9 protein-coding genes and 1 tRNA gene are annotated in these 13,578 nt (G+C 65.9%); all 10 read right to left on the bottom strand.

All coding sequences use genetic code 11. From position 1 onward, the window contains the following. Nucleotides 1-91: 91 nt before the first annotated feature. Nucleotides 92-3,991, bottom strand: a complete 3,900-nt coding sequence (locus ACIGJO_RS23325; RefSeq protein WP_399960980.1) for a DNA-directed RNA polymerase subunit beta' — start codon at nucleotides 3,989-3,991, stop codon at nucleotides 92-94. A 128-nt stretch (nucleotides 3,992-4,119) separates the two neighbouring features. After that, a complete protein-coding gene (gene rpoB / locus ACIGJO_RS23320; protein WP_329940684.1) occupies nucleotides 4,120-7,602 on the bottom strand; it encodes a DNA-directed RNA polymerase subunit beta in 3,483 nt (1,160 codons plus the stop codon). A 598-nt stretch (nucleotides 7,603-8,200) separates the two neighbouring features. Continuing rightward, nucleotides 8,201-8,584, bottom strand: a complete 384-nt coding sequence (rplL, locus tag ACIGJO_RS23315) for a 50S ribosomal protein L7/L12 (protein WP_399960978.1) — start codon at nucleotides 8,582-8,584, stop codon at nucleotides 8,201-8,203. Nucleotides 8,585-8,669: 85 nt separating this feature from the next. Next, on the bottom strand, nucleotides 8,670-9,230 hold the full coding sequence (gene rplJ, locus ACIGJO_RS23310; RefSeq protein WP_329940686.1) for a 50S ribosomal protein L10: 561 nt from the start codon (nucleotides 9,228-9,230) through the stop codon (nucleotides 8,670-8,672). Nucleotides 9,231-9,518: 288 nt separating this feature from the next. Further along, nucleotides 9,519-10,442 carry a hypothetical protein gene (locus tag ACIGJO_RS23305; RefSeq protein ID WP_399960975.1) on the bottom strand — a complete coding sequence of 308 codons (924 nt, stop codon included), beginning with the start codon at nucleotides 10,440-10,442 and terminating at the stop codon, nucleotides 9,519-9,521. Between the two features lie 173 nt (nucleotides 10,443-10,615). Next, nucleotides 10,616-11,338: a 50S ribosomal protein L1 gene (gene rplA, locus ACIGJO_RS23300; RefSeq protein WP_266931768.1), complete on the bottom strand. Its 723-nt coding sequence runs from the start codon at nucleotides 11,336-11,338 to the stop codon at nucleotides 10,616-10,618. A gap of 80 nt (nucleotides 11,339-11,418) precedes the next feature. Beyond that, a complete protein-coding gene (gene rplK / locus ACIGJO_RS23295) occupies nucleotides 11,419-11,853 on the bottom strand; it encodes a 50S ribosomal protein L11 (protein WP_015610692.1) in 435 nt (144 codons plus the stop codon). A 176-nt stretch (nucleotides 11,854-12,029) separates the two neighbouring features. Next, nucleotides 12,030-12,926 (bottom strand): transcription termination/antitermination protein NusG, encoded by an 897-nt coding sequence (gene nusG, locus ACIGJO_RS23290; protein ID WP_399960972.1) that lies wholly within the window; start codon nucleotides 12,924-12,926, stop codon nucleotides 12,030-12,032. 73 nt (nucleotides 12,927-12,999) lie between these two features. After that, nucleotides 13,000-13,287, bottom strand: coding sequence for a preprotein translocase subunit SecE (secE, locus tag ACIGJO_RS23285; RefSeq protein ID WP_266931770.1), 288 nt, complete (start codon nucleotides 13,285-13,287; stop codon nucleotides 13,000-13,002). Between the two features lie 106 nt (nucleotides 13,288-13,393). After that, nucleotides 13,394-13,466 (bottom strand) — tRNA-Trp (locus tag ACIGJO_RS23280). Between the last annotated feature and the right edge of the window lie 112 nt (nucleotides 13,467-13,578).

Genomic DNA, 13,578 nt, shown 5'->3' with positions numbered 1-13,578 from the left:
CGGAGAGGTGTACCGGAGGCCCTACCCACGCCACAGGGCGGTCACCCCGTGTCCGGGGTGACCGCCCTGTGGTCAGTCGCAAACGACTCGCTTACTGGTTGTACGGACCGTAGTCGTAGTCCTCCAGCGGAACGGCCTGGCCGGAGCCCGTACCGAAGGGCGAGTAGTCGATGTCGTCGTAGCCGACGGCCGAGTACATCGCGGCCTTGGCTTCCTCGGTCGGCTCGACCCGGATGTTGCGGTAGCGGGACAGACCCGTACCGGCCGGGATGAGCTTACCGATGATGACGTTCTCCTTGAGGCCGATCAGGGAGTCCGACTTGGCGTTGATCGCCGCGTCGGTCAGAACCCTGGTCGTCTCCTGGAAGGACGCCGCCGACAGCCACGACTCGGTGGCGAGCGAGGCCTTGGTGATACCCATCAGCTGCGGACGGCCGGAGGCGGGGTGACCGCCCTCGGTGACCACACGACGGTTCTCGGTCTCGAACTTCGACCGCTCGACCAGCTCGCCCGGCAGGAGCTCCGCGTCGCCGGACTCGATGATCGTTACCCGGCGCAGCATCTGCCGGATGATGATCTCGATGTGCTTGTCGTGGATCGACACGCCCTGCGAGTTGTAGACCTTCTGGACTTCGCCGACCAGGTGGACCTGGACCGCACGCTGGCCGAGGATGCGCAGCACGTCGTGCGGGTTGGTGGCACCGACAGTGAGCTTCTGGCCCACCTCGACCGGGTCGCCCTCGCCCACGAGCAGACGGGCACGCTTGGAGATCGGGAACGCCGTCTCCTCGCTGCCGTCGTCCGGGGTGACGACGAGCTTCTTGGTCTTCTCGGTCTCCTCGATCCGGACGCGGCCTGCCGCCTCCGAGATCGGGGCGACACCCTTGGGCGTACGGGCCTCGAAGAGCTCGACGACACGGGGCAGACCCTGGGTGATGTCGTCACCGGCCACACCACCGGTGTGGAAGGTACGCATCGTCAGCTGGGTACCGGGCTCACCGATGGACTGGGCGGCGATGATGCCGACCGCCTCACCGATGTCGACCAGCTTGCCGGTGGCGAGCGAGCGTCCGTAGCAGAAGGCACAGGTGCCGACCGCGGACTCACAGGTCAGGACCGAGCGGGTCTTGACCTCCTTGACGCCGGCGCCCACCAGGGCGTCGATCAGGACGTCACCGAGGTCGACGTTGGCAGGCGCGATGACCTTGCCGTCGACGACGACGTCCTCGGCGAGCATGCGGGCGTACACCGAGGTCTCGACGTCGTCCGTCTTGCGGAGCACGCCGTCGGCACCCTTGACCGCGATCTTCAGCTTGAGGCCGCGGTCGGTGCCGCAGTCCTCCTCGCGAATGATCACGTCCTGCGAGACGTCCACCAGACGACGGGTCAGGTAACCCGAGTCGGCGGTACGCAGGGCGGTGTCCGCCAGACCCTTACGGGCACCGTGCGTGGAGATGAAGTACTCCAGAACGGTGAGGCCCTCACGGAACGACGCCTTGATGGGACGCGGGATCGTCTCGTTCTTCGCGTTCGACACCAGACCACGCATACCGGCGATCTGACGCATCTGCATCATGTTTCCTCGGGCACCCGAGTCAACCATCATGAAGATGGGGTTCGTCTTCGGGAAGTTCGCGTTCATCGCCTCGGCAACCTCGTTGGTCGCCTTGGTCCAGATCGCGATGAGCTCCTGCGTGCGCTCGTCCTTGGTGATCAGACCGCGCTCGTACTGCTTCTGGACCTTCTCGTCCTGCTCCTCGTAGCCCTTGACGATGGCCTTCTTGGCCTCGGGCACGACGACGTCGGAGATGGCCACGGTGACGCCGGAACGCGTCGCCCAGTGGAAGCCCGCCGCCTTCAGGTTGTCGAGCGTCGCCGCCACGATGACCTTGGGGTAGCGCTCGGCCAGGTCGTTGACGATCTCGGAGAGCTGCTTCTTGCCCACCGAGTAGTCGACGAACGGGTAGTCCTCGGGCAGCAGCTCGTTGAAGAGCGCGCGGCCCAGGCTCGTACGCAGCCGGAAGGTGTCACCCGGCTGGTACTCGGGCTCGCCCTCCTCGGCGACCGGCGGCACCCAGCCGCGCGGCGGCATGGTGCCCACCGGGAAGCGGATGTCGACGGTCGACTGGAGCGCCAGCTCACCGGCGTCGAACGCCATGATCGCCTCGGCCGTGGAGCCGAACGCGCGGCCCTCGCCCTTGGTGTCACGGAGCACACCGTCGGTGGTGAGGAAGAACAGGCCCAGCACCATGTCCTGGGTCGGCATGGTGACGGGACGGCCGTCGGCCGGCTTCAGGATGTTGTTCGAGGACAGCATCAGGATGCGGGCCTCGGCCTGCGCCTCCGCGGAGAGCGGCAGGTGCACGGCCATCTGGTCACCGTCGAAGTCCGCGTTGAACGCGGTGCAGACGAGCGGGTGGATCTGGATGGCCTTGCCCTCGACCAGCTGCGGCTCGAAGGCCTGGATGCCGAGGCGGTGCAGCGTGGGCGCACGGTTCAGCAGCACCGGGTGCTCGGCGATGACCTCTTCGAGGACGTCGTACACGACGGTGCGGCCGCGCTCGACCATGCGCTTGGCCGACTTGATGTTCTGCGCGTGGTTCAGGTCCACCAGGCGCTTCATCACGAACGGCTTGAAGAGCTCCAGCGCCATGGCCTTCGGCAGACCGCACTGGTGCAGCTTGAGCTGCGGGCCGACGACGATGACGGAACGCGCGGAGTAGTCCACACGCTTGCCGAGGAGGTTCTGACGGAAACGGCCCTGCTTGCCCTTGAGCATGTCGCTCAGGGACTTCAGCGGGCGGTTGCCGGGACCGGTGACCGGACGGCCGCGGCGGCCGTTGTCGAACAGCGCGTCGACGGCCTCCTGCAGCATCCGCTTCTCGTTGTTCACGATGATCTCGGGGGCACCGAGGTCAAGGAGACGCTTGAGGCGGTTGTTGCGGTTGATCACACGGCGGTACAGGTCGTTCAGGTCGGAGGTCGCGAAGCGGCCACCGTCCAGCTGCACCATCGGACGCAGGTCCGGCGGGATGACCGGCACGCAGTCGAGCACCATGCCCTTGGGCTTGTTGCTGGTCTGCAGGAACGCGGAGACGACCTTGAGGCGCTTGAGCGCACGGGTCTTCTTCTGGCCCTTGCCGGTGCGGATGATCTCGCGAAGCCGCTCGGCCTCTTCATCCAGGTCGAAGGACTCCAGGCGCTTCTGGAGCGCCGCGGCGCCCATGCAGCCGTCGAAGTACGTGCCGAAGCGGTCACGCAGCTCGCGGTAGAGCAGCTCGTCGCCCTCCAGGTCCTGGACCTTGAGGTTCTTGAAGCGGTTCCACACCTCGTCGAGGCGGTCGATCTCGCGCTGCGCACGGTCGCGCAGCTGCTTCATCTCACGCTCGGCACCTTCGCGCACCTTGCGGCGCACGTCGGCCTTGGCGCCCTCGGCCTCCAGCTCGGCCAGGTCGGTCTCGAGCTTCTTGGCGCGGGCCTCCAGGTCGGAGTCGCGGCGGTTCTCGGTCTGCTGACGCTCGACGGAGACGTGGGCCTCCAGCGAGGGAAGGTCGCGGGTACGACGCTCCTCGTCGACGAACGTGATCATGTACGCGGCGAAGTAGATGACCTTTTCCAGGTCCTTCGGCGCGAGGTCCAGCAGGTATCCGAGGCGCGACGGGACGCCCTTGAAGTACCAGATGTGGGTGACGGGAGCGGCAAGCTCGATGTGGCCCATCCGCTCACGACGCACCTTGGCGCGAGTGACCTCGACGCCGCAGCGCTCACAGATGATGCCCTTGAAGCGGACACGCTTGTACTTGCCGCAGTAGCACTCCCAGTCCCGGGTCGGACCGAAGATCTTCTCGCAGAAGAGTCCGTCCTTTTCGGGCTTGAGCGTGCGGTAGTTGATGGTCTCCGGCTTCTTCACTTCGCCGTGCGACCAGGTCCGGATGTCGTCCGCGGTGGCAAGGCCGATCCGCAGCTCGTCGAAGAAGTTGACGTCGAGCACTTGTCGTCAATCCCTCTTTCGGGGGTTCGAGCCCCTCGCGTCAAAGCGAGAAATGGGGCACTTCAGCAATGGTCTGAACGGGTCCGGGGAGAGCCGGCCGGATCACAGGGATCCGGCCGGCCAACCCGTCAGACCTCTTCGACGCTGCTCGGCTCGCGCCGGGACAGGTCGATACCGAGTTCCTCCGCCGCGCGGAAGACGTCCTCGTCCGTGTCACGCATCTCGATGGACATACCGTCCGAGGACAGCACCTCCACGTTGAGGCAGAGCGACTGCATTTCCTTGATGAGCACCTTGAAGGACTCAGGGATGCCCGGCTCGGGGATGTTCTCGCCCTTGACGATCGCCTCGTAGACCTTCACGCGGCCGGTCACGTCGTCGGACTTGATCGTCAGCAGCTCCTGGAGGGCGTAAGCGGCGCCATAAGCCTCCAGCGCCCACACCTCCATCTCACCGAAGCGCTGTCCACCGAACTGAGCCTTACCACCCAGCGGCTGCTGGGTGATCATGGAGTACGGACCGGTCGAACGAGCGTGCAGCTTGTCGTCGACCAGGTGGTGGAGCTTGAGGATGTACATGTAGCCGACCGAGACCGGCTCCGGGAACGGCTCGCCGGAGCGGCCGTCGAACAGGTTGGCCTTGCCGGAGGGCTGGACCATCCGGTTGCCGTCGCGGTTCGGGATCGTGGACTCGAAGAGACCGGAGATCTCGTCCTCGCGGGCACCGTCGAAGACCGGGGTCGCGACGTTGGTGCCGGCGGCGACGTCGTCGGCGCCGATCGACTTCAGCCGCTCCATCCACTCCTCGCTGCCCTCGACCTTCCAGCCCTGGCTGGCGAGCCAGCCGAGGTGGATCTCGAGGACCTGTCCCGGGTTCATTCGGGACGGGACACCCAGCGGGTTGAGGATGATGTCGACCGGGGTGCCGTCCTCCAGGAACGGCATGTCCTCGATCGGCAGGATCTTCGAGATGACGCCCTTGTTGCCGTGACGGCCGGCGAGCTTGTCACCATCGGTGATCTTGCGCTTCTGCGCGACGTAGACGCGGACCAGCTGGTTCACGCCCGGCGGCAGCTCGTCGCCCTCTTCGCGGTCGAAGACGCGGACGCCGATGACCTTGCCGATCTCGCCGTGCGGGACCTTCAGCGAGGTGTCGCGCACCTCGCGCGCCTTCTCACCGAAGATCGCGCGGAGCAGGCGCTCCTCGGGGGTCAGCTCGGTCTCACCCTTGGGCGTGACCTTGCCGACGAGGATGTCACCGGCGACGACCTCGGCACCGATACGGATGATGCCGCGCTCGTCGAGGTCCGCGAGGACCTCCTCGGAGACGTTCGGGATGTCCCGGGTGATCTCCTCCGGGCCGAGCTTGGTGTCACGGGCGTCGACCTCGTGCTCCTCGATGTGGATCGAGGAGAGGACGTCGTCCTGTACGAGGCGCTGCGACAGGATGATCGCGTCCTCGTAGTTGTGACCCTCCCACGGCATGAACGCCACGAGCAGGTTCTTGCCGAGGGCCATCTCACCGTTCTCGGTGGCCGGACCGTCGGCGAGGACCTGGTCCGCGATGACCCGGTCGCCCTCGGAGACGACAACCTTCTGGTTGACCGAGGTGCCCTGGTTGGAGCGCATGAACTTGGCGATGCGGTACGTGGTGTACGTGCCGTCGTCGTTCGTGACGGTGATGTAGTCCGCGGAGACCTCCTGGACCACACCGTCCTTCTCGGCCTTGAGCACGTCACCGGCGTCGGTGGCGCAGCGGTACTCCATGCCGGTGCCGACGAGCGGGGCCTCGGACTTGATGAGCGGCACCGCCTGCCTCATCATGTTCGCGCCCATGAGGGCACGGTTGGCGTCGTCGTGCTCCAGGAAGGGGATCATCGCGGTGGCGACGGACACCATCTGGCGCGGCGAGACGTCCATGTAGTCGACGTCCGTGCCGGGCACGTAGTCGACCTCTCCGCCGCGGCGGCGGACCAGGACGCGGGGCTCGGTGAAGCGCAGCTCGTCGGAGAGCGTCGCGTTCGCCTGGGCGATGACGTAGCGGTCTTCCTCGTCGGCCGTGATGTAGTCGACCTCGTCGGTGACCTGGCCCTCGACGACCTTGCGGTACGGCGTCTCGATGAAGCCGAACGCGTTGACGCGTCCGTACGAGGCGAGCGAACCGATCAGACCGATGTTCGGGCCTTCAGGGGTCTCGATCGGGCACATGCGTCCGTAGTGGGACGGGTGCACGTCACGGACCTCGAAGCCGGCCCGCTCACGGGAGAGACCACCCGGGCCAAGAGCCGACAGACGGCGCTTGTGGGTGAGACCCGACAGCGGGTTGTTCTGGTCCATGAACTGCGACAGCTGGCTGGTGCCGAAGAACTCCTTGATGGAGGCGACGACCGGCCGGATGTTGATCAGGGTCTGCGGCGTGATCGCCTCGACGTCCTGGGTCGTCATGCGCTCACGCACGACGCGCTCCATACGGGCCAGACCCGTGCGGACCTGGTTCTGGATGAGCTCGCCGACGTTACGCAGACGACGGTTGCCGAAGTGGTCGATGTCGTCGGTCTCGACGACGATCGAACGACCGGACTCGCCGACCGTCTCGGTCTCCCCGGCGTGCAGCTTGACCAGGTACTTGATGGTCGCGATGACGTCGTCGGTGGTGAGCACCCCGGCGTCCAGCGGCTCATCGGCGCCGAGCTTCTTGTTCACCTTGTAGCGGCCGACCTTCGCGAGGTCGTAGCGCTTCGGGTTGAAGTAGAGGTTCTCGAGCAGCGTCTGGGCGGCCTCGCGCGTGGGCGGCTCGCCCGGGCGGAGCTTGCGGTAGATGTCGAGCAGCGCGTCGTCCTGGCCCTGGGTGTGGTCCTTCTCCAGGGTGGCGCGCATGGACTCGTACTCGCCGAACTCTTCGAGGATCTGCTCGGTGGTCCAGCCGAGAGCCTTCAGGAGGACGGTCACGGACTGCTTGCGCTTGCGGTCGATGCGGACACCGACCATGTCGCGCTTGTCGATCTCCATCTCCAGCCAGGCACCCCGGGAGGGGATGATCTTGGCGGAGAAGATGTCCTTGTCGGACGTCTTGTCGATGGAGGAGTCGAAGTAGACACCCGGCGAGCGGACCAGCTGCGACACGACGACACGCTCGGTGCCGTTGATGACGAAGGTGCCCTTGTTGGTCATGAGCGGGAAGTCGCCCATGAAGACCGTCTGGGACTTGATCTCGCCGGTCTCGTTGTTGGTGAACTCGGCCGTGACGAAGAGCGGCGCGGCGAACGTGAAGTCGCGCTCCTTGCACTCGTCGATCGAGTTCTTCGGGGGCTCGAAGCGGTGGTCGCGGAACGTGAGCGACATCGACCCGGAGAAGTCCTCGATCGGTGAGATCTCCTCGAAGATCTCCTCCAGGCCGGACTTGGTGGGGACGTCCTGTCCACTGTCCAGAGCAGCCTCGACGCGAGCCTTCCAGGCGGCGTTGCCGAGGAGCCAGTCGAAGCTCTCGGTCTGCAGCGCGAGGAGGTTCGGAACCTCGAGGGGCTCCTTGATCTTTGCAAAAGAGATGCGCAGCGGGGCGGTGCTGGCACCGTTGTTCGTATTCGCGGTCGAGGCGTTGCGCGAGGCGGCCAAGAGGGGGTCCTTCCGAGGGCTCGGACTCACTACGCGCGTACCGGTCCCAAGTTGGACACAAAGACAGATATCCCAGGTCAGGGAGGATCGGTCATCGGTGCTCAAGCGTGGGCATGCCCCTGGTGACGGGCAGGAGGCAGCTAACAGGCAGCGCAAAGGGTCAGTGTAGCCAAGTGCCACACTGATGTCCAGTCGGGGTTCTCAGAGACCCACGTTGCCATCAACAGCTGTTCTCAACACCTATGCCTAGCCCTTGCGCGGGGTGCGCTCTTCTTTACTGCCCTCTTCGCACTCGATCCATGCCTCGGATTCGGATCGATGTGATGACGCGTCCTGAGAATTGCGCGCCTCGTGCGGTTCGTCAAGGCCCCCCAGCCGGGACGAACCGCCGGCGACCCTCACCAGCCGCCCCTGGAAGCCGTGGGACGCCCCTGAGAGGCGCACGGCGAAGATCACCATACTCGCCGCCGCCGGAAGAGCAAGGCACGCGCCAGGGGCACGCCAAAGGGCGACCACCCGAATGGGTGATCGCCCTTTGCGATGTGACATCCCTGCCTTGCGGCAGAGACGGTCCTGAGGAGTCAGATGACTCGCAGGGTCACTTGACCTCGACGGAAGCGCCGGCGGCCTTGAGGGACTCGGCAGCCTTCTCGGCGGCCTCCTTGGCGACCTTCTCGAGGACCGGCTTCGGGGTGCCGTCGACGAGGTCCTTGGCCTCCTTCAGACCCAGCGAGGTCAGCTCACGCACGACCTTGATGACCTGGATCTTCTTCTCGCCGGCGCCGGTGAGGATGACGTCGAACTCGTCCTGCTCCTCCGGGGCGTCCGCGGCGGCGGCAGCGCCACCGGCGGCGGCAACGGCGACCGGGGCGGCAGCCTTGACGTCGAACTTCTCCTCGAAGGCCTTGACGAAGTCAGCGAGCTCGATGAGGGTCAGGTTCTCGAACTGCGCGAGCAGGTCTTCCTGGGACAGCTTCGCCATGATGGCGTCCTTCCACTAAGTCGGCAGGTGCCGGGTGTATATGAAGGCGGGCGTACGGGCCCGCTGCGAGCCGTGGAGCGGAGGGTTACTCCGCCACCTCGGCGTCGGCGGGAGCCGGCGTACCGGCACCGCCCTGCTCGACCTTGGCGCGAAGGGCGTCCGCGGTGCGGACGAACTCCGACAGCGGGGCCTGGAACGTCGCCGCGGCCTTGGCCATCGACGCCTTGATTCCACCGGCCACCTTGGCGAGCAGAACCTCGCGGGACTCGAGGTCCGCGAGCTTCTTGAACTCATCGGCGGACAGCGCCTTACCGTCAAGGACACCGCCCTTGATGATGAGGTTGGGGTTGTCCTTGGCGAAGTCACGAAGACCCTTCGCCGACTCCACCGGGTCACCGGTGACGAAGGCAACCGCCGTCGGACCCGTGAACAGGTCGTCCAGCGTGTCGATCCCGGCCTCGTTGGCCGCAATCTTGGTCAGCGTGTTCTTCACCACGGCGTACTGGGCGTTCTCACCGAGCGAACGGCGCAGCTCCTTGAGCTGTGCCACGGTGAGACCCCGGTACTCGGTCAGCACGGCGGCGTTCGAGCTGCGGAACTGGTCCGTCAGCTCGGCTACCGCGGCAGCCTTGTCGGGCCTTGCCATGAGCGTCGGCCTCCTTCCGGGTGATGAGGACCGCTCAGAAGGGGCCGGAAAAGACGAAACGCCCCAGCACAAGTGCCAGGGCGCAGCTCGACCGGACGAAGTCCGGGAGCTTTCCACAGTCACCTGCGCAGGTCGTCCGTTCTCAGCGGATCCTTCGGTCGTTGTCCCCTCTTGCGAGAGCACAGCGACGACCAGCGGTCTTTGGCTTCTTCAGGAGAGTACGCGACCGGAGCCGCGCCGAGCAAATCCGTCCCGGTTCGGGTGGGTGGGGAAGGTTCCGCACGCCCCTCAGGACGCGTCCGCACCCGCTCCCGCGGCGGTGTCCTGCTGCTGCTTCATGATGTCCTTGAAGTCGACGGTGTCGGAGGCCGAGGGCTTCTGCACCGCGGCGTCGGTGCCGTAGTCGCTGTAGAAGACGGTGGAATTGAGCTCCCCCGTCTTCATCGTGCCGCGCTCGGTCTTCTTCACCAGCAGGTTGTTCTTGTCGACCCAGATGTCCACGGTCTCCGTGGTGATGCCGGCCTGGTCGAGCTGCTTCTTGAGCGTGGCCAGCTGTGCGGCGTCCAGGCCCGCGTTCTTGCCGGTGAGCGTGGCCACGTCGACCGTGCCGGAGTAGTGCGTCGTGGCCACCCCGCGCACCTCCTCCTGGCCGACCTTCTTCACGTCGCCGGAGGCCAGGAGCGCCTTCACACCCTGCTCGGGGGTGCTGTTCTCCACCTGGCCCTTCATCACGTCGCCGGAGGCGCCGGACACCGCGGCGAGGTCCTTGTACGCGTACCGGATCCAGTGCTTGCCCCCGATGTTGGCGGCGAAGGCGTCGCCCATGTTGGCGAAGTACTCGTCCTTGAGATAGCGGGCCTCCATCGAACCGTCGCCACCGGTCTGCTTGAGGGCATCGCCCATCGTGCCGCCGGTGTACGTGATCTTCAGGGAGCCCTTGAGACCGTCGCTCCAGTCGATGACACCGCTCTGCGTCATCGACATCTCGGTGCCGATCTTGGTGGAGCCCTCGATCCTGGCCGACTTGGCTCCGCCGGTCTTCTCCTGCACCTGGCGCAGCGCGGTGATCTGTTCGTTCTTCACCACTCCGCCCGCACGCGTGCCGTCCTTGCCGGCATCGCCGTCGTCGGAACCGCTGCAGGCCGCCACCGACGTCAGTGCCGCCACCGAAGCGAACGTCACGCACACCCGCCGTACAGTCCTGGTCGTCATCTGCCGCTCCACCCTCGTCTCGTCCTGTCGCCCCACACTGGCACAGGGCACCGACAGTTACTCGTACTATCGCCCGCATCCTTCGGATACGAGGACGGGCCCCGCACCTCGAAAGGTTGCGGGGCCCGTCACAAAGCACGCGTGCGACGCGACTACCGGGTGAGCGCGGTGGCTCAGACGGCGGCCGGGTCCTCCTCGACGAGGAGGTTGCGGGTGCGGTTGGCGTCCAGCGGGATGCCGGGGCCCATCGTGGTGGCCAGCGTGGCCTTCTTGATGTAGCGGCCCTTGGCGGCGGACGGCTTCAGACGGAGGATCTCCTCCAGCGCCGCTGCGTAGTTCTCCACCAGCTTGGTCTCGTCGAAGGAGACCTTGCCGATGATGAAGTGCAGGTTCGAGTGCTTGTCGACGCGGAACTCGATCTTGCCGCCCTTGATGTCGTTGACAGCCTTGACGACATCGGGGGTGACGGTGCCGGTCTTCGGGTTCGGCATCAGACCACGCGGACCGAGCACGCGGCCGAGGCGGCCGACCTTGCCCATGAGGTCCGGAGTGGCGACGACGGCGTCGAAGTCCAGACGGCCCTTCGCCACCTCGTCGATGAGCTCGTCGGCGCCGACGATGTCGGCGCCCGCGGCTTCCGCGGCCGCAGCACGGTCACCGGTCGCGAAGACCAGGACCCGGGCGGTCTTGCCGGTGCCGTGCGGGAGGTTCACGGTGCCACGGACCATCTGGTCGGCCTTGCGAGGGTCAACACCCAGGCTGAACGCGACCTCGACGGTGCCGTCGAACTTCGTGGCGGAGGTCTCCTTGGCGAGCCGGACGGCCTCGAGCGGGGCGTAGTTGCGCTCCCGGTCGATCTTGGCGTCCGCAGCGCGGAGGGTCTTGCTGCGCTTCACTTCTACTCCTGTGGTTTCAGAGTGTGGAGTCGTGGTGCGGACCAGCGCTTGGTCCTACCACTGAGGGCTACGGGGCTGAATCAGCCTTCGACCGTGATGCCCATGGAACGGGCGGTGCCAGCGATGATCTTCGACGCGGCGTCGAGGTCGTTGGCGTTCAGGTCGGGGAGCTTCGTCGTGGCGATCTCGCGGACCTGGGCAGCCGTGAGCTTGGCAACCTTGGTCTTGTGCGGCTCGCCGGAGCCCTTGTCCACACCTGCGGCCTTGAGGATCAGCTTGGCGGCCGGCGGAGTCTTGGTGACGAAGGTGAACGAACGGTCGTCGTAGACCGTGATCTCCACCGGCACGACCATGCCACGCTGCGACTCGGTCGCGGCGTTGTAGGCCTTGCAGAACTCCATGATGTTGACGCCGTGCTGACCGAGCGCGGGGCCGACCGGCGGGGCCGGGTTCGCCGCACCGGCGTTGATCTGGAGCTTGATAAGCCCCGTGACCTTCTTCTTCTTGGGAGGCATTGCTCTCTCCGGGTCCTAGTGAGAGTGTTTCGCCGCCATTCCGGTCATCCGGATGGAGGCATACCGCACAACGATAACGGGTATAGCTGCGCGACCAAAAACCAAGCAGGTCAGACGGGCTGCGAAGCCCCTCTGACCTGCTGGGTAGGCATGTGTCCAGAAACCGGCGGGAAGCGCTAGTTCTTCTGGATCTGGTCGAAGCTGAGCTCGACCGGGGTCTCGCGACCGAAGATCTCGACCAGGCCCTTGACCTTCTTCGAGTCGGCGTTGATCTCGTTGATCGTCGCCTGCAGCGTCGCGAACGGGCCGTCGGTGACGGTGACCGAGTCGCCCACCTCGAAGTCCAGCACCTGGACCTCGACCTTGCGGGACGGAGCCGGCTTGCCCTCGGCCTCGGCCGCCTCGCGGGCCGCCTTCTCCTCGGCCTCGGGGGCGAGCATCTTGACGATCTCGTCCAGGGTCAGCGGGTACGGGTCGTAGGCGTTGCCCACGAAGCCGGTGACGCCGGGCGTGTTGCGGACAACGCCCCAGGACTCGTTCGTCAGGTCCATGCGCACCAGGACGTAACCCGGGAGCTTGTTCTGGCGGACGTTCTTGCGCTCGCCGTTCTTGATCTGGACGATCTCTTCCTCGGGCACTTCGGCCTGGTAGATGAAGTCCTCGACGTTGAGCGAGACGGCGCGCTGCTCCAGGTTGGCCTTCACGCGCTTCTCGTACCCGGCGTACGTGTGGATGACGTACCACTCGCCGGGGAGACCGCGGAGCTCGTCGCGCAGGGCGGTGACGGGGTCGACGGAGACGGCCGGCTCGGCCTCTTCCTCGTCGGCGCTCTCGTCGTCGGAGGCCTCGGCCTCGTCGCCGTCCTCGTCCGCCTCGGCGTCGTCCTCGTCGGACTCCTCCGACTCGACGTTCACGGCGGCCTGCTCGGCGGACTCGCCAGCGGCCTCGTCGGCCGCTTCGGCCTGGTCCGGCTCCACGGAATCAGCAGCCTCAACGATGTCGAGCTCGTCCTTGGCGGACTCGAAGGCGCCAGCCTCGGGCTCGACGGCGTCGTTCAGGTTCGGGTCAGACACGATGGCTGCTTCTTCCTGGATACAAAGGGGTGGAACATGCGAAAGGGGCGTCGGGTCGGACGCCTTCCGCGGATCAGCCGAAGACGTACTTGATGACCCGCGCGAATCCCATGTCAATGACGGTAACAAGACCAATCATGACAACGACGAACACGATCACCACGGTGGTGTAGGTCGTCAGCTGGTTGCGAGTCGGCCAGACAACCTTGCGGAGCTCGGCGACGATCTGGCGGTAGAACAGCGCGAGGCGACCCAGAGGGCCCTTCTTGCCGCGCTTTCCGCCCTTCCGGGTCTTCTTCTTCGACTCGGGGACTTCATCCTCGGCATCAGGCATGTCGATGGAGCCCACGGCGTCCGTCACGCTACTCACCTGATTCCGGGTCGTGGCCGTGCCGCGCCCGGTGGAGCCGCACGGCTGTGCAATGAAGTACGTACATGCGCACACATCCTGGCGAAGGAGTGTGTAGCAGGGCCGGAGGGACTTGAACCCCCAACCGCTGGTTTTGGAGACCAGTGCTCTACCAATTGAGCTACGACCCTTTGTGGTTTCCACCAACCTACCCCATGCTCCCGGGTGACCGGATGCGTGAACGGTGCGGCTGGTGAAGGCCAACGACAGGTGAGTGTACGTGCTCGGGGCCGTCGCGTCGAA

The sequence above is a fragment of the Streptomyces sp. NPDC079020 genome (genome assembly GCF_044542225.1).
Taxonomy (GTDB): Bacteria; Actinomycetota; Actinomycetes; order Streptomycetales; family Streptomycetaceae; genus Streptomyces.
This window is presented reverse-complemented; position numbering and strand designations above follow the sequence as displayed.

Coding starts and splice junctions, on each gene's coding strand:
- rplJ (WP_329940686.1), bottom strand. CDS start 9,230: ATGGCAAGGCCCGACAAGGCTGCCGCGGTAGCCGAGCTGACGGACCAG.
- rplK (WP_015610692.1), bottom strand. CDS start 11,853: ATGCCTCCCAAGAAGAAGAAGGTCACGGGGCTTATCAAGCTCCAGATC.
- rplL (WP_399960978.1), bottom strand. CDS start 8,584: ATGGCGAAGCTGTCCCAGGAAGACCTGCTCGCGCAGTTCGAGAACCTG.
- ACIGJO_RS23305 (WP_399960975.1), bottom strand. CDS start 10,442: ATGACGACCAGGACTGTACGGCGGGTGTGCGTGACGTTCGCTTCGGTG.